Here is a 16,558-nt window from a genome sequence, read left to right as displayed (position 1 = left end):
GATATGTCAACGACAGCAAATGGCGCACTGCCGGCGGGCAAGCCGCTCACCGCAGGCCACAAGAAAGTCATTTTCGCCTCGAGCCTGGGCACAGTGTTCGAGTGGTACGACTTCTATCTGTACGGATCGCTCGCCGCGATCATCGCCAAGCAGTTCTTCTCGGCGTTGAATCCGGCCAGCGCCTTCATCTTCGCGTTGCTCGCCTTCGCCGCGGGTTTCGCGGTGCGTCCGTTCGGCGCGTTGGTATTCGGCCGCATCGGCGACATGATCGGCCGCAAGTACACGTTCCTGATCACCATCGTGATCATGGGCCTGTCGACGTTCCTGGTGGGCATCTTGCCGAGTTACGCCAGCATCGGCGTTGCGGCGCCGGTGATCCTGATCGGTTTGCGCCTGCTGCAAGGCCTGGCCCTGGGCGGCGAATACGGTGGCGCAGCCACCTACGTTGCCGAGCACGCGCCGAACGGCAAGCGTGGCTTCTACACCAGCTTCATCCAGACCACCGCGACCCTGGGCCTGTTCCTGTCGTTGCTGGTGATCCTGGGCTGTCGCTACTTCCTGGGCACGGAGGCGTTCGAAGCCTGGGGCTGGCGGATTCCGTTCCTGGTGTCGGTGGTGCTGCTGGGCGTGTCGGTGTGGATTCGACTGCAACTGAGCGAATCGCCGCTGTTCCAGGAAATGAAGGATCAGGGCAAGACCTCCAAGGCGCCAATCACCGAGAGCTTCTTCTCCAAGAACGGCAAGATCGCGCTGCTGGCCCTGCTTGGCGCCACCGCCGGCCAGGCCGTGGTCTGGTATGCTGGCCAGTTCTACGCGTTGTTCTTCCTGACCCAGACTCTGAAGATCGACGCCACCACGGCCAACCTGCTGATCGCGGGCAGCCTGATCATCGGCACGCCGTTCTTCATCTTTTTCGGCTGGTGGTCGGACAAGATCGGGCGTAAGCCGATCATTCTCGGCGGCTGCCTGATCGCCGCGCTGACCTTCTTCCCGATCTTCAAGGGGCTCACGCACTACGGCAATCCAGCGATGGAGGAAGCGGTAGCGACCAGCCCAGTAGTGGTAGTCGCCGATCCGGCGGCCTGCAGCTTCCAGTTCGACCCGGTGGGCAAGAAGGTATTCACCAACAGCTGCGATATCGCCAAGGCCGCACTGGCCAAAGCGGGCATCAGCTACTCCAATCAGGACGCATCCGCCGGCACCATTGCGCATATCAACGTCGGAACGGCCAAGGTCGAAGCATTCGAAGGCGCCGGTCTGGATCCTGCGGCGTTCAAGACCAAGACGGAAGATTTCGGCAAGGCGCTGAAGGCCGACCTGACCACCGCCGGCTATCCGGAAAAGGCCGATCCTGCGCGCATCAACAAACCGATGGTGCTATTGCTGCTGACCATCCTCGTCATCTACGTAACCATGGTCTATGGTCCGATCGCGGCATGGCTGGTGGAGCTGTTCCCCACCAAGATCCGCTACACGTCCATGTCGCTTCCGTACCACATCGGCAATGGCTGGTTCGGCGGCTTCCTGCCTACCATCGCCTTCGCGATGGTGGTGGCCAGCGGCAATATCTATCAGGGCTTGTGGTATCCGATCGTGATCGCGGCGATGACCCTGGTGATCGGCACGCTGTTCCTGCCGGAAACCAAGGACGTCGATATCACCAAGTAAACATTACCCCTGCGTCGCCGGACCCGGTCCGGAGTACTCAGCGCCGATCCGAAAGGGTCGGCGCTTTTTTTTCCGCAAAGCCAAGCGCTCTGTAGAGCCTGCCCCGTACTAGATACGGGGGCGGGCACTGCCCGCCGCTCCTGGCGCAAAGGTTGGCGGGCAGTGCCCGCCCTACACTCTTCCCCTCGGTCGGGAGAAGAACCTTTTTCTCCGGCCCCGCATTACTGCGGCGGTGCGGCGAGCTCTCTGGCGCTCAGATGGCCATCACGGTTGACGTCCTGTTTGTTGAACGTGGCGGCCAGGCGCTCGCGATGCTGCGCGCGGGTGATGGCCTGACCCTTGCCGCCGGGCAGCTCGTCCGCGGTCAGCACACCGTCGCGGTTTCCGTCACGCGCATCGAAGGCGTAGCTCATCCAGTCCAGGTATTCGATCTGGCTGACGCGGCCGTCGCCATCGCTGTCCATGCGCGCAAGGTAATCACTGGTCGCATTGACCTGCGCCTGCGCCACGCACGGCAACAACGCCAGAACAACGAAACCGAAACGATTCATCAATGCGCGGCCAGCGCGTAACCCTTCAGCCGCATCGAATAGTCCTGCAGCACACGGATGCCGCTGGCCTCCGCTTCATGGCACCAGGCCTGCAACTGCTTCAAGCGTTCGGACGCGTCGTTCGTGCGCGCTTCCAGCACTGCGGCCAGGCGCGCGCGGTGTTCGATCAGCGCCTGGATCCGGGGACGTTGCGAAACCCAGTTGTGCAGCTGTTCGCGCGCTTCCGGTTTCAACCAGCGGCCGTCGTCGGCCAGGCCCTTGCGCAACCGGCGCGGCAACAGCCTGCGCAGCTTCTCGCCGGCAAGGCGCGCTTCTTCTTTCAACGCGGGTTTCAGCACGTTGCGTTGGTAATCGGTCATGGCCAGGAAGCGATGCGACAACAAGGCTTTCAACGTATCGCCATCGGGCACGGAAATATTCGGACGGATGTCCAGGGTGGGCGCGACCCGCAGCACTTTGGCCAGGCCCACCGCTTCCATCGCCTTGATCGCGATCCAGCCGATATCCACTTCCCAGCGCCGCATCGAGAAGCGCGCCGAGCTGGGGAACGCATGGTGGTTGTTGTGCAGTTCCTCCCCGCCGATCCACACGCCCCACGGGGTCAGGTTGGTGGAGGTGTCGGCCGATTCGAAATTGCGGTAGCCCCACCAATGCCCCAGGCCGTTGACCACGCCTGCGGCCCAGAACGGGATCCAAGCCATCTGGATGGCCCATAGCGCGATGCCGGGTATGCCGAACAGCATCGAATTCACGAACAGCAGTGCGATCGGACCAGCGGTGGGGTGCGCGGTGTAGAGATGGCGTTCGATCCAGTCGTCCGGCGCGCCCTTGCCGTACTGCTCGATGTCGGTGCGCTGCCAGCGCGCTTCCCGGTACAACTCGACGCCGCGCCAGAACACATTGCCGATGCCCTTGAACTGCGGGCTGTGCGGATCTTCCTCGGTTTCCACCTTGGCGTGGTGCTTGCGATGGATCGCCATCCACTCCTTGGTGATCATGGAAGTGGTGAGCCAAGTCCAGAAACGGAAGAAATGGCTGACCAGGGGATGGAAATCCACCCCGCGGTGCGCCTGGCTGCGGTGCAGGTACAAGGTGACCGAGAAAATGGTCAGCTGGGTGAACGCCAGCAGCACTCCCAACATTCCCAGCCAGCCCAACCCCAGCAGGCCTCCGGACAGGAAGTCGAACAGGAAATCGGGCATTGCGAGCGCTCCAGCAAGAGGGGCCCCGGTGGATCCGGCGGCGACACCACAATGATGGGGGCAGTTGCGGCAAACTTCACCCATCGGCGGCGTATGGTGTTCATTCGCGGCGTTGCCTTCCGCTTTTCGGATTTTCATCACAGCCCCCATGCCCCTCCCTTCCGCCGGGCCCGCCCCGGATGCCGCTTCCACACCGCTGATCGAACTGGACCGCGCCACCGTGGTCCGTGGCGACGCGGCGGTTCTGCACGCGCTGTCGCTGCGTATCGTGGCCGGCCAGCACACCGTGCTGCTGGGCCCCAACGGCTGCGGCAAATCCAGCTTCATCAAGCTGATCAACCGCGAGCTGTACCCGCTGGCGCGCGAAGGCGAGTCGCCGGTGAAGGTGATGGGACAGGACCGCTGGAACGTGAACGACCTGCGCACGCGCCTGGGCGTGGTGACCGGCGACCTGACCCGCGATCTGCTGGACATGCCCGATCTGGTCGTGTCCGAAGCGGTGCTCACCGGCTTCTTCGCCTCTCTCATGTTGCCGCCGGACAGCCGGGTAACCGACGACATGCGCGAGCGGATGAACCAGGCGTTGGCGCAGGTGCATGCCTCGGCGTTGACCTCGCGGAGGGTGGCCGAGCTTTCCACCGGCGAGATGCGCCGGGTGCTGATCGCGCGCGCGCTGGTCCACCGACCGCAGGCCTTGCTGCTGGACGAACCCACCGCCGGGCTTGACCTGGTGGCGCAGCGCGATTTTCTGCAGTTGATGCGCACCCTGGCGCAGCAGGACATCACTCTGGTGCTGGTGACCCATCACATCGAGGAAATCGTTCCCGAGATCGATCGGGTGATCCTGTTGCGGGCGGGCAGCGTCTACGCCGATGGCGATCGCGCCGGTACGCTGACTTCGGAGAACCTGTCCGCGGTGTTTGGTGGGGCGTTGCAGGTGCGGTGTGAAGGCGAGCGGTATTTCGCTTCGAGTTTATAAACGGAACAACTGCATCGTCATCCCAGCGAACGCTGGGATCCATTTTGATTTTTTGCTTCCGAGGCCCATGTTAAGAGGCGAAAGTCAAAATGGATTCCAGCGTTCGCTGGAATGACGAACTCGGTTTTTCATTTCATTCCCCATTTCCCACCCAATCCCATGCCCGAACTCCCCGAAGTCGAAACCACCCGCCGCGGTCTGGCGCCGCACCTGGAAGGCAAGCGCATCCGTGGCGTGGTGCTGCGCAGGCCGGATCTGCGCTGGCCGATTCCCAAAGAGATCGAAAGCGTGCTGCCCGGCCAGCGCATCGACGCGGTGCGTCGTCGCGCCAAATACCTGCTGCTGGACACCGCAGCGGGCAGCGCGTTGCTGCATCTGGGCATGACCGGCAGCCTGCGGGTGTTGCCGGCCAGCACCCCGATCGGCGCGCACGACCATGTCGACCTGCAACTCAGTTCCGGCCGGGTGATGCGCTTCAACGACCCGCGTCGCTTCGGCAGCCTGCTGTGGCAGCCGGCCGGGGAAACCCACGAACTGCTGCGCGCGCTGGGGCCCGAACCGCTGGCCGACGAGTTCGATGGCGATTACCTGTTCGCGCGCAGCCGCAACCGCAAGGCGCCGGTGAAGACCTTTCTGATGGACCAGGGCGTGGTGGTGGGCGTGGGCAACATCTATGCGGCCGAGAGCCTGTTCCGCGCCGGCATCTCGCCCCTGCGCGCCGCCGGCAAAGTCTCGCGCGAGCGTTATGCGGCCCTTGCCGCAGCGGTGAAGGATATTCTGGCCTACGCCATCACCCGCGGCGGCACCACCCTGCGCGACTTCATCAGTCCCGATGGCGCCCCGGGTTACTTCGAACAGGAGCTCTCCGCCTACGGACGCGGCGGGCAGCCTTGCCCCACTTGCGGGCGTCCGTTGAAATTCGCCAACATCGGCCAGCGCGCCAGCGTCTGGTGCGGCCACTGCCAGCGCTGAGCACCTGCGCTCACGCCCGGCAGGGCGTTTGGGGCTATATTCCGTCCCTGCATTCTTGGGGAATGACGATGGCGGACGCAGCAGATATCACCGTATGGCTGGACTCGGCGCGCCACGGCGACCGGGCCGCGCTGGACCATGTGCTGTCCACGCTCTACCAGGAACTCCACACCATGGCCCGGCGCCAGCTGTCGGGCCAGCACGGCTATACGCTCGATGCCACCGCGCTGGTGCACGAGTCCTACCTCAAGCTGATCGGCAGCAGCAGCAACGCCAAGTTCGACGACCGTGCGCATTTCTTCGCCTATGCGGCCTCGTCGATGCGCAGCGTGGTGGTGGACTACGCGCGCAACCGGCTGGCGCGCAAACGCGGCGGCGACCTCAAGCGCGTGGCCGAAATTCCCGAAGACGTCGAAGGCCCGCTGCGCCTGGATGAGGACATGTTGGCGCTCAACGACGCGCTGGACAAGCTTTCCGCGGCCGACGAACGCCTGGCGCAGGTGGTGGAAATGCGCTACTTCGCCGGCCTGTCCGAACTGGAAATCGCCGAATTGCAGCAACGCTCCGAACGCAGCATCCGCCGCGACTGGCAGAAGGCGAGGCTGTTCCTGCTGGCGGCGATGCAGGACGACTGACCCCGGCTTCGGTCAACCTCGCTTATGGACGCCGAGCGCTGGCAACGCCTGTCTCCGCTGCTCGACGTGCTGCTCGAGCTCGGGGCCGGCGCGCGTGCCGCACAGCTGCAGATTCTGAGGGCGCAGGAACCCGAACTCGCCGACGACTTGGAAAAACTGCTGGCGCTGGAAGACGATAGCGGCGACTTCATGGCCGAGCCGCTGCTGGACAAGCCGGGTCAGCCGCAGACGGGCACGTTGGTGGGGCCGTACCGAATGGAATCGGTGCTGGGTGAAGGCGGTATGGGCATGGTCTGGCTGGCTTCGCGCGCCGACGGCCTGTACGAGCGCAAAGTCGCGCTGAAACTGTTGCGGCCCGGCCTGGCCGATCCCAACCTGCGACTGCGCTTCAGCCGGGAACGCGAGATCCTGGCCCGACTGGCCCATCCCAACATCGCGCGCTTGCTGGATGCCGGCATCGGCAGCGAAGGGCAACCCTACCTGGCCCTGGAATATGTGCAGGGCATTCCGATCACCGACTATTGCCAGGCGCATGGCCTGTCGGTGGATACGCGGCTGAAGCTGTTCCTGCAGGTCTGCGACGCGGTCAGTCACGCGCATGCCAATCTGATCGTCCATCGCGACCTCAAGCCGTCCAACATCCTGGTCACGCCCACCGGCGAAGTGCGTCTGCTCGACTTCGGCATCGCCAAGTTGCTGGACGACAACGAGCCCGCGCCGGTGCACCCGCGGACCGAAGTGCGATCGTTCACCCTGCACTACGCCGCTCCGGAACAGGTGCGCGGCGAACTGGTCACCACCATGACCGACGTGTATTCGCTGGGCGTGGTGCTGTACGAGCTGTTGGCGGGCACCAAACCTTATCGCCTGCGCCGGCAGACCGATGCCGAATGGGAGCAGGCCATTCTCGCGGTGGAACCGCTGAAGCCGTCGCTGGCCTCGCAACGCTCCACCGACGGCGGTCCCGTTCACAACGCCAGACGCCAGGCGCGGCGGCTCAGCGGCGATTTGGACAACATCGCGCTCAAGGCTCTGGCGAAGTTGCCCGAGCATCGCTATGCCTCGGTCGAAGCGCTTTCGCAGGATCTGCAAAGGCACCTGCAGGGCAGGCCGGTGCTGGCCCGGCCGCAAAGCGTGAGTTACCGGTTGAACAAATACGTTTCGCGCCATCGTTGGGGACTGGCGGTCGGCGCCCTGATCACTTCGGTGCTCGTGCTGGCGCTCGCGGCCAGCGTCTGGCAAAGCCGCCAGGCCATGCGCGAAACCGCACGCGCCCAGGCCATGCAGGATTTCGTGATCGGATTGTTCGACAACGCCGGCGTGGCCCAGCAGGGCAACATCTTCGATGCGCGCAAGCTGCTGCTGGCGGGCGAGCGCCGTGGCGAACGGGAGCTGGCCGACCAGCCCCTGGCGCGCGCGGAGCTGCTGGGCGTAATCGCGCGCTTGCGCATCGGCCTGGGCGACTATCAGGAGGCATTGACGCTGCTCGAGCGCCAAGGGGTCCTGTTGGAGCAGACGGATTCGGCCTCGGCCGGGCTGCGCCTGGAAGCGGTGACCCAGCATGGCCGCACCTTGCGCTTGCTCGATCGCACCAAGGAATGCCTGCAGGTCATGGCGCCGTTCGAATCGCTGGTTCCGGGCATCCGCGCGCAACCGGCGCAACAAGCCGACTTCCTGTCCCAGTACGGTCGCTGCCGACGCCTGATGGGCGAACGCCAGACGGCGCAACAGCTCTACGAGCGGTCCCTCGCACTGCGCCGCGAACTGAAGGACGAGACCGGGGTCGCGGAGAACTTGTACGACCTTGCCCTGATCGACAACGATCTGGGACGTACCGACGATGCGCTGGCGGGCTACGACGCCGCCTTGAAGCACTTGCGCAAACATGTCGGCGTGCGTAACGCCCTGGCCGTCGAGGTCGAAGTCAGCCGCGGACGCCTGTTCCGTGCGAAGGGCAACACCGACCTGGCGCGCGCCAGCTTCCGCCAGGCCCTGGCCATCGCCGAGGAAGTCCATGGCCCGCAGCATCCGGTCACGTTGACCATCCGGCGCTTGCTGGTCGCCATCCAAGTCGACCAGGAATACTACGTCGCAGCCGAGCAGCAGATCGAACCGCTGTATCTGATGACCTTGAACGCGCTGGGACCCAACCACCGCGAAACCGGATTGGCGTTGAACACCCGCGGCGTGATCGCCTTCGAGTTGGGACGTACGGACCAGGCGATCGCCGATGTGGCCGAAGCGGTGCGTATCTGGCGCGGCGCGGCCGGTTCGCAGAACCTCAATGGCGGCCTGTTCAATTATGGAATGGTGCTGCATGGCGCAGGGCGCGAGGACGAGGCGCTCAAGGCCCTGCTGGAATCGCGTGAACTGCGGGCCAAGCAATACGGCGCTAGCGACTCATCGGTCGGCGAAGCCGACCGCATGATCGGCGAAGTGCTCGCCAGCCAGGGCAAGCTGGACCAGGCCAGCGTCTACTTCGACCGCGCAGTCAAACTCACCCGGGTGGGATTGGGACCCGAACACCCGCGCACGCTGTTCGCGCAATTGTCGATGGCCCGCCATCAGGCACGCATCGGCCAGAGCGCCGCCGCGCTCAAGGCGCTGCAGGCATTGGCCATGCATCCGGGCACGGACAGCGAGATTCCCAAACTGCACTGGAGCGCACGCGCCTATGCCGCCGAAATCCGTTGCCGCGACGGCGAGCGCGAACGCGCGCGGCGCGATCTGGATGCGCTGGTCGATGAGCTGCGCAGCGCCCGTCCGGACGGTGGCGTGATCACCCGCGAAGCGCTGGCGATCCGCGCAGCATGCCAGTGACGGAAAGAGCTATTCCTTGGGAAAAGGGAATGGCGTCTGCAACGGATCGATGCGGCCCTCGCCGCGGGCGATCTTCTTGTATTCGGCACGGCTGACCGACACGTAGCGCTCGTTGCCGCCTATTTCGACCTGCGGTCCTTCCTGCAGCGCATGCCCCTGCTCATCCACGCGCACGGTCATGGTGGCTTTCTTGCCGGTGTGGCAGATGGTCTTTATTTCGGTCAGTTCATCGGCCCATGCCAGCAGGTACTGGCTGCCTTCGAACAGCTCGCCCCGAAAATCCGTGCGCAGCCCGTAGCACAGCACCGGAATGCGCAGCTGGTCCACCACCTCGCTCAACTGCCAGACTTGGCTACGGGTCAGGAACTGGGCTTCGTCCACCAGCACGCAATCGAGCTTGCCGTTGGCCTCGATATCGCGGGCGACCAAAAGCTCCAGATCCGCATCGCGGTCGAACGCCACTCCTTCCGCGCTCAAACCGATGCGCGACGCCACCACCCCGCTGCCAGCGCGATGGTCCAGTTTGGGCGTCAGGATCGCCACGCGCATGCCGCGCTCGCGATAGTTGTGCGCCGATTGCAACAAGGTGGTGGTCTTGCCGGCGTTCATCGCCGAATAGTAGAAATAGAGCTTGGCCATAAGATCGGGAATCGGGAATCGGGAATCGGGAATCGGGAATCGGGAATCGGGAATCGGGAATCGGGAATCGGGGAAAGCGTACCTTCTTTTGCCGTCATTCCAGCGAAAGCTGGGATCCATTTTGCTGTTGCCTTGCCCGTGGTCGAAAAACAACAGCAAAATCAAAATGGATCCCAGCTTTCGCTGGAATGACGAGCAAGAACAGAAGCGCAAGTCCGGCGTCGCCGCTACAATGCGCGCCTCCATGAACTCCCTCAATCAACCCCAACGCGACGCAGTCCGGCACTGCGACGGTCCCCTGCTGGTGCTGGCCGGCGCCGGCAGCGGCAAGACCCGCGTCATCATCGAGAAGATCGCGCATCTGGTCACCTCCGGGCGTATGCCGGCCAAACGCATCGCCGCGATCACCTTCACCAACAAGGCCGCCAAGGAAATGCGTGAGCGCCTGGGCAAGCGGCTGAGGGGCGATGCGGCCGAAGGCCTGACAATCTGCACTTTCCACGCGCTGGGCTTGCGTTTCCTGCAGATCGAGCACGCTTCGGTCGGCCTGAAGCGCGGTTTCTCGATCTTCGACGCCGACGACAGCAACGCGCAGATCAAGGATCTGATGCCCGGCGCGAAGAACGACGCGGTGGAAGCGGCCAAGAACCTGATCTCGCGCGCCAAGAACGCCGGCCTTTCCCCCGAGGAAGCGCTGGCCGCGTCCAAGGCCACGCGCGAGCAGGAGGCGGCCAAGCTGTACGCGCGTTACCAGGCGCGCCTGACCACTTTCAATGCGGTCGATTTCGACGATCTGATCCGTCTGCCGGTGCAGGTGCTGGAGCACGATGCGGAAATCGCCGCCGCTTGGCGCGAGCGCATCGGTTACCTGCTGGTGGACGAATGCCAGGACACCAACGACGCACAGTACCGCCTGCTGAAGGTGCTGGCCGGCCCGCGCGGCGACTTCACCTGCGTGGGCGACGACGACCAGAGCATCTACGCCTGGCGTGGCGCCAATCCCGACAACCTGATGCAGATGGCGCGCGACTATCCGGCGCTGCAGGTGATCAAGCTGGAGCAGAACTACCGCTGCAGCAATCGCGTGCTGCGCGCGGCCAACACCCTGATCGCCAACAATCCGCACGAGCACCCCAAGAAGTTGTGGAGCGATCAGCCCGATGGCGACCGCATCCGTGTATGGGAATGCCGCGACAACGAGCACGAGGCGGAAAAGGTCGCGGCCGAGATCTCCTACCTGCACACCGCGCGCGATGCGGCCTGGACCGACTTCTGCATCCTGTTCCGCGGCAACCACCAGTCGCGTCCGCTGGAAAAGGCGATGCAGCTGCTGCGCATTCCCTACCACCTGACCGGCGGTACCGCGTTTCTGGAACGTCAGGAAGTGAAGGACGCGCTGTCATGGCTGCGGCTGGTGGTCAATCCCGACGACGACGCGGCGTTCCTGCGCGCGGTGCAGTCGCCCAAGCGCGAAGTGGGCGCGACTTCGCTTGCCAAGCTGGCGGAGATGGCGCAACACGCGCACCTGCCGATGTCGCGCGCCGCCGAATCGATGGGCGCGTTGAAAGCGCTGCCGCCGCGCGCGGCCAACGGACTGAGCGCGTTCAACGACATCCTGCGCGACCTGCGCGCCTATTCGGCGCAGCTGTCCGCCGCCGAGCTGGTGCGGAGGCTGAGCGAACGCTCCGGTCTGCTCGCCGAGATCCGCGCGCAATGCAAGGACGATGCTTCGTTCGCGCGTCGACGCGCCAATCTGGATGAACTGGCGGACTGGTTCGAACATACCCATAGAAGCGAGGGTCGCGGCAACGCCGGCGATCTGGCCGCGCAGCTGGCGCTGCTTTCGCGCAACGACAAGGACGACGGCGGCAATCAGGTGCGGCTGATGAGCCTGCATGCGGCCAAGGGGCTTGAGTTCCGCTATGTCTTCATCGTCGGCTGCGAGGACGGCACCTTGCCGCACGAGATGAGCGTGGAGGAAGGCAATCTGGCCGAGGAGCGCCGTCTGATGTATGTGGGCATCACCCGCGCCAAGCAGGGTCTGTACCTCAGCCACAGCCGCGAGACGCGCAGGTTCCGCGAAAAGGTGCGCCTGAAACCCAGCCGCTTTCTGGACGAATTGCCGCAATCGGAACTGCAGCGCGACGGCGCCGATCCGGAAGCCGATGCGGCCAGCAAGAAGGAACGTGCGAGCGCCGGACTGGCGGCGATCCAGGCGTTGTTCGACTGACCCGTGCCTGTGGCGTTAGGCTTGCCCTGGCAATCCCGAAGCCGAGCCGATCCATGACCCGATCCAGTCCCGCCTGGTTGCTGATCGCTTTCCTCATCGCCTTCGTCGGCGTGGGTTTCCGTTATTGGCAGCTGCCTTATGCGCAGGTGTCGCTACCCGATTCCCTGTACGGGCCCGGCTTGGTCGCCATCGCCGTGGTCGCGTTGATGGCGCGCGCTTTCGGATTGGCGCGATTCTGGAAAGTGTGGCTGCTGATCGCCGCCGCCGTTCCGACGGCGGTGTTGGTGCGGATCGTCGTGGACGTCGCGGCCGATGCCACCACGCACAACTTGTGGCCGTTCGAAATCGCGATCGCCCTCGCTCTGGGCCTGGGTTGTTCGCTGGTGGGAAGTTTGCTGGGAAGCTTGCTGCTCATGCGCAGCAGCAAGCGTCCGGCCTGATCGGACTATCGCCATGGTCACCTGCGAGTACATGCGGAAGATGGCGGACTACAACCGCTGGATGAACGAAAAAGTCTACGCTGCGGCTTCGCGCTTGCCGGCGCAGGAACTTACCGCGGAGCGCGGCGCATTCTTCGGGTCGGTCATGGGAACCCTCAATCATCTGATGGTGGCCGACCTGATCTGGCTCAAGCGCTTCACCCGACTGCCCACTGCGAATACGGCGCTGGACGGCCTGCAGGGCATCGAGACTCCCACCGCGCTCGACCAGCCGCTTTACCAGGACTTCGCACGATTGCGCGAGCAGCGCGTCTGGTTGGACGGAGTGATAGTGGCCTGGGCCAACGCTCTGCAGGCCGAACATCTCGAGCACGTGCTGGAATACGCCAACACGCGCGGCGACCGTTTTCGCAAGCGCTTCGCCGGCTTGGCCATGCATTTCTTCAACCACCAGACCCATCATCGGGGTCAGGTGACCACGCTGCTTTCCCAGGCGGGCGTCGACGTGGGGGAAACCGATCTGCGCGCGCTGCTTGCGGACGAAACCTAAGCCTGATCGGTTCTGCCGGTCAGCGCCGCCACCGCCGCGCGCAACTCCGCCACTTCGTTCTCCAGCGCCTGCACTCGCGCCTCCAGCGCGGGTGAAGACGCCTCGGACGAGGATGAAGAAGAAGCGATGCGCGCCGTCACCGCCGCCACGTCGATCGCCCCGCTCAGCAGATGCACGTACCGGTCCTCGCGCTGGCCGGGACCGCGCGGAATCTGCTGGACCAGTGCAGGCTGGCGCTGGATCAGCCGATCCAGGTGATGGCGTACGTCCTCGGCATCGTTGAACGACGCCAGGCGCTCGCTGCGCGCGAGCAGTTCGTGCACGGTCTGCGGACCGCGCAACAGCAATACGCCCACCAGTGTGAGCTGCTGCTTGGACAGGTCCAAGGCCTTATCGGCGCGGTGCTCGTAACGTTCGGCACGCGAGGAGAACACCTGCTTGGCCAACCCCTTCTGCTCCAACTGACGCAGCGCGTGGTTCACATCGCCCACGTTCAACGCCATCACCGGATCGCGCGCGGTTTTCTGGTTCGCCGCCACCTGCGCCGCGTTGACGGTCAGCGGATAAGCATCGGGCGTGGTGGCTTCTTTCTCGATCAGGCAGCCAAGGACGCGCGCCTCGGCTGCGGTTAGCACCAGGGCGGAAGCTTGGTCGGTCGTATCCATGGGTATGCCTCCTTCGAACAGCGGACAAGAATAACGGAGGGAACGTGGGAGCGGCCTCCGGCCGCGAGCTTTTGATTTTCCTGTCGGGCTCAAGGGACTTGAAGCAAGCGCTCGCGGCCGGAGGCCGCTCCCACGACAACCTTCTCCCACGACAGTCCGCTGCGGGTGGTTGTCATCGGCAACCGGTAAACTTCGCGGATCGCCGCCTGATCGAACGCACTCCATGCGCCTGCTCGTCCTTGCCGTCTGCACCGCTCTGACCCTGTCCGCCTGCAAGCGCGTCGAGACGCCAGCCGCCGCAGCGCCGGCGGCACCGGCCGAATCGCCCACTCCCGCGACTGCGCCCGCCGCATCGAATCCCGCCCACGACAACCTCAACGCCGTGGCCTGGGTACAGACCTCGGTGGAGTACAAGGCCCTCAGCGAGCAGACCTATCGCGCCGCCGCCGACCATTTGGACAAGGCATTGAAGGAAAAGAACTGGGATGCGCTGGTGCCGGAAGAGCGCGGATACACGCTGGATGAAAGCCGCGCCAGCGGCCTGAAGCCGGCGGTGGTGATGGACGTGGACGAGACCGTGCTGGACAACTCGCCCTACCAGGCGCGGCTGATCCGCGACGGCGCGGACTACGACGAAGTCACCTGGGCGCAGTGGGTGGCGGAAAAGAAAGCCAAGCCGGTGCCAGGCGTGGTCGATTTCGCCAAAGCCGCCAATGCCAAGGGCGTGACCCTCCTCTACATCTCCAATCGTGCTGAGCATCTGAAGGAAGCCACCTTGGCCAACCTCAAGGCCGCAGGCCTGCCGGTAGCCGACGACAGCGTGTTCCTGGGCCTGGGCACCTTCGTCAAGGATTGCGAGCAGAACGGCAGCGAGAAGAACTGCCGGCGCAAGCTGGCCGGACAGAAATACCGGGTGTTGATGCAGTTCGGCGATCAGATCGGCGATTTCGTGCAGGTGGTGTCCAACACCCGCCAGGACCGCGACCGGTTGTACGACGAATACAACGACTGGTTCGGCGAACGCTGGTGGATGCTGCCTAATCCCACTTACGGTTCGTGGGAACCGGCCCTGTTCAACAACGAATGGGCGCAGCCGAAGGAAGCGCGTCGCCAGGCCAAGCGCGATGCGCTGGACTACGCGCCATGAGCGGCCGCGACAAATTGCAGCTCGGTCAGCGCGAACGCCTGATCTTCGCGCTGGATGCGCCTGATCGGGAGCAGGCGCTGGCCTGGGTGGACCGGTTGGGGGATTCGGTGAGCTTCTACAAGATCGGCATGGAGCTGCTGGCCTCCGGCGATTACTTCACCGTACTGGACGAACTGGCGCGCCGGGACAAGCGAATCTTCGTCGACCTCAAGTTCTTCGATATCCCGGCCACGGTGGCCGGGGTGATCGGGGGCCTGTCGCGCTGGCCGGTCACCTTCGCCACCGTCCACGGCTGGCATGCCGGGATGATGCAGGCGGCGGCCGAGGCCCGCAGCGGCGACTTGCGCCTGCTCGCCGTCACCGTGCTGACTTCCATGGATGGTAAGGACCTGCAACAGATGGGCATTTCCGGCGAACCGGCCGACATCGTCGTTCAACGGGCTCTTTCTGCCCAGGCTTCCGGGATCGATGGAGTCATTGCCTCGGGGCAGGAAGCAGGTGTGATCCGCGCCGCCTGCGGCCCCGGCTTCTCCATCGTCTGTCCCGGTATCCGTCCTGGCGGCCCGGTCGGCGACGACCAGAAACGTACCGTCGGCGTGGCCGAAGCCTTCCAGCGCGGCGCCGACGCCATCGTGGTCGGACGCCCAATCAGCAAGGCGAGCGATCCGCGCGCCGCCGCGGAAGCGATTCAGGCCGAGATTACGACCATTTAATTTATATAAATCAGATAATTACATGCTTTTAATTAAAGCATTGCATTAACTGTTAACGGGATTTAACATGGCCGCGTCCGGTTTCGGCCGGAAATGTGCCACAACAATGTCTCCGGCTTCGGCCGGTTTTAGAGGCCCTCTGCTTTCGCGAGAAAGCATGGCCTCTTTTTTATGCTTGCTCGAAGGCGCTGCCAAGCCAACAGACTTCAGCAGCGTGAAACCGGTGCTTGCCGGTGGCGGGGGGAGAAAGCAAGATGCGGCTGGTTCGGGGAACCCCTGCTTATGCCGTCGCGCCTGCCCATATCCAGCATGTCCAGATGGATTTTGCTTGCCTTGCCGTTGTGCGGCTTGCTGCTGCTGGCTGCGTGCGAGCAAGAGCCGGCCGCACCGCGGCCGGCCACCAGCGGACCTGCTGGCGCGGTCCAACAGCTGGTCCAGCGCCTGCACGAAAACGATCTTGCCGGCTTCGCCCGGGCTGCGGTCCCGCCCGCCGACTACGCGCGTTTGGAAACCGCCTGGCGCGAAGGACGCAGTCGCTGGCCGCTGACCGAGCTGCCGCTGGACGACCAGTTGGAACCTATGTTGTCGGCGTTGGCGGCGCCGGATTCGGAACGCCAGCTGCAGCAGGCCTTCAAGCGCAACTTCGCCAATCAGGACAAGGACCTGAAGGATGCGGCGCGCTCGCTGGGCCTGTTCGGCGTGCAGTACGTCAAGCGCGAAGGCGTGTTCACCGATGAGGAGCGCGCGCACTACGCGCAGATGATCCAAGCCCTGAGCGAATGGGCGCAGAAGGCGCCGTTGTCGGATTCCAGGCGCGGCCTGGCGGCGATTCCGCCGTTGGTCGCCGCCGCGCGCAAGACCGGGCTGACCGATGAGGAAAGTTTCCGCGCCGCCGGAATGACCGGAAGCTTGCAGCGGTTGTCGCCGTTTTTCGCCCAGGCCAAGACACTGCTGGCCGGCTATGGCCTGTCTCTGGACCGAAGCTTTTCCGAGCTGCGCACCGAGGTAGTGGAACAAAAGGGCGACCAAGCGCGCGTCCGCGTCCACTACACACTGGGCGACGGCAAGCTGGACGACCGCGAAATCGATACTGTGGTCAGCCTGGAGCGGCGGGCGGGCCGCTGGTATCTGACCGACTACCTGCGCCATGCGGAGCAGGCGCTGGCCCCACCGGCGGAAGAAGCCTCCGAATCGCAGATCGGTCCTGGCGCCCAGGTACCGCCTCCAGCATCCGGATCTGCGGGAGCGGCGGTGGGAGCGGCGTCCCGCCGCGAGCTCTTCGCGCGGATCCACTAGAAAGCTCGCCGCGGGACGCCGCTCCCACCCGCCGCTCCCACATGCAGACGC

General features: G+C 64.5%; 15 protein-coding genes. 11 read left to right on the top strand and 4 right to left on the bottom strand.

Annotated elements, in window-relative coordinates; translation table 11 throughout:
• Positions 1-3: 3 nt before the first annotated feature.
• Positions 4-1,668 carry an MFS transporter gene (locus J2W94_RS11005; protein ID WP_310093140.1) on the top strand — a complete coding sequence of 555 codons (1,665 nt, stop codon included), beginning with the start codon at positions 4-6 and terminating at the stop codon, positions 1,666-1,668.
• A gap of 221 nt (positions 1,669-1,889) precedes the next feature.
• Here J2W94_RS11005 and J2W94_RS11000 read toward each other — a convergent pair whose 3' ends face one another.
• Together J2W94_RS11000 and J2W94_RS10995 are read right to left on the bottom strand one after the other, a co-directional pair.
• The gene (locus J2W94_RS11000) at positions 1,890-2,219 is read right to left on the bottom strand and encodes a hypothetical protein (protein WP_310093138.1); all 330 of its coding nucleotides are present in this window, start codon (positions 2,217-2,219) and stop codon (positions 1,890-1,892) included.
• On the bottom strand, positions 2,219-3,421 hold the full coding sequence (locus J2W94_RS10995; RefSeq protein ID WP_310093136.1) for a DesA family fatty acid desaturase: 1,203 nt from the start codon (positions 3,419-3,421) through the stop codon (positions 2,219-2,221). Before J2W94_RS10995 ends, J2W94_RS11000 begins: the two co-directional genes overlap by 1 nt.
• A gap of 148 nt (positions 3,422-3,569) precedes the next feature.
• Between J2W94_RS10995 and J2W94_RS10990 the strand changes: the two genes are divergently transcribed.
• From J2W94_RS10990 to J2W94_RS10975, 4 genes are all read left to right on the top strand, one after another.
• The gene (locus tag J2W94_RS10990) at positions 3,570-4,400 is read left to right on the top strand and encodes an ABC transporter ATP-binding protein (RefSeq protein WP_310093133.1); all 831 of its coding nucleotides are present in this window, start codon (positions 3,570-3,572) and stop codon (positions 4,398-4,400) included.
• 159 nt (positions 4,401-4,559) lie between these two features.
• On the top strand, positions 4,560-5,372 hold the full coding sequence (gene mutM, locus J2W94_RS10985) for a bifunctional DNA-formamidopyrimidine glycosylase/DNA-(apurinic or apyrimidinic site) lyase (protein ID WP_310093131.1): 813 nt from the start codon (positions 4,560-4,562) through the stop codon (positions 5,370-5,372).
• A gap of 68 nt (positions 5,373-5,440) precedes the next feature.
• Positions 5,441-6,007, top strand: a complete 567-nt coding sequence (locus J2W94_RS10980) for an ECF-type sigma factor (protein WP_310093129.1) — start codon at positions 5,441-5,443, stop codon at positions 6,005-6,007.
• 24 nt (positions 6,008-6,031) lie between these two features.
• Complete coding sequence (locus J2W94_RS10975; protein WP_310093127.1) at positions 6,032-8,827, top strand: serine/threonine-protein kinase; 2,796 nt, start codon at positions 6,032-6,034, stop codon at positions 8,825-8,827.
• A 9-nt stretch (positions 8,828-8,836) separates the two neighbouring features.
• On the opposite strand, the gene J2W94_RS10970 is transcribed toward J2W94_RS10975, so the two are convergent.
• The gene (locus J2W94_RS10970) at positions 8,837-9,466 is read right to left on the bottom strand and encodes a thymidine kinase (protein WP_310093125.1); all 630 of its coding nucleotides are present in this window, start codon (positions 9,464-9,466) and stop codon (positions 8,837-8,839) included.
• A gap of 244 nt (positions 9,467-9,710) precedes the next feature.
• Here J2W94_RS10970 and J2W94_RS10965 point away from each other — a divergent pair, with 244 nt between their 5' ends.
• The 3 genes from J2W94_RS10965 to J2W94_RS10955 are packed head-to-tail and all read left to right on the top strand — an operon-like array spanning position 9,711 to position 12,686.
• Positions 9,711-11,696, top strand: coding sequence for a UvrD-helicase domain-containing protein (locus tag J2W94_RS10965; RefSeq protein ID WP_310093123.1), 1,986 nt, complete (start codon positions 9,711-9,713; stop codon positions 11,694-11,696).
• 53 nt (positions 11,697-11,749) lie between these two features.
• Positions 11,750-12,136, top strand: coding sequence for a hypothetical protein (locus tag J2W94_RS10960; protein ID WP_310093121.1), 387 nt, complete (start codon positions 11,750-11,752; stop codon positions 12,134-12,136).
• Positions 12,137-12,149: 13 nt separating this feature from the next.
• Entirely contained in the window at positions 12,150-12,686 is a 537-nt protein-coding gene (locus J2W94_RS10955; protein WP_310093119.1) for a DinB family protein, read from the top strand.
• Here J2W94_RS10955 and J2W94_RS10950 read toward each other — a convergent pair.
• Positions 12,683-13,351, bottom strand: coding sequence for a YceH family protein (locus tag J2W94_RS10950; protein ID WP_310093118.1), 669 nt, complete (start codon positions 13,349-13,351; stop codon positions 12,683-12,685). The genes J2W94_RS10955 and J2W94_RS10950 overlap by 4 nt on opposite strands.
• A 223-nt stretch (positions 13,352-13,574) precedes the next feature.
• Between J2W94_RS10950 and J2W94_RS10945 the strand changes: the two genes are divergently transcribed.
• From J2W94_RS10945 to J2W94_RS10935, 3 genes are all read left to right on the top strand, one after another.
• Positions 13,575-14,498, top strand: a complete 924-nt coding sequence (locus J2W94_RS10945; RefSeq protein WP_310093116.1) for a 5'-nucleotidase, lipoprotein e(P4) family — start codon at positions 13,575-13,577, stop codon at positions 14,496-14,498.
• On the top strand, positions 14,495-15,211 hold the full coding sequence (gene pyrF / locus J2W94_RS10940; protein WP_310093114.1) for an orotidine-5'-phosphate decarboxylase: 717 nt from the start codon (positions 14,495-14,497) through the stop codon (positions 15,209-15,211). The genes J2W94_RS10945 and pyrF overlap by 4 nt, the downstream gene beginning before the upstream one ends.
• A gap of 309 nt (positions 15,212-15,520) precedes the next feature.
• Positions 15,521-16,507 (top strand): hypothetical protein, encoded by a 987-nt coding sequence (locus J2W94_RS10935; RefSeq protein ID WP_310093112.1) that lies wholly within the window; start codon positions 15,521-15,523, stop codon positions 16,505-16,507.
• Positions 16,508-16,558 lie beyond the last annotated feature (51 nt).

This window comes from Pseudoxanthomonas sacheonensis (assembly GCF_031455975.1).
GTDB classification, from domain to species: Bacteria; Pseudomonadota; Gammaproteobacteria; order Xanthomonadales; family Xanthomonadaceae; genus Pseudoxanthomonas_A; species Pseudoxanthomonas_A sacheonensis_A.
This window is presented reverse-complemented; position numbering and strand designations above follow the sequence as displayed.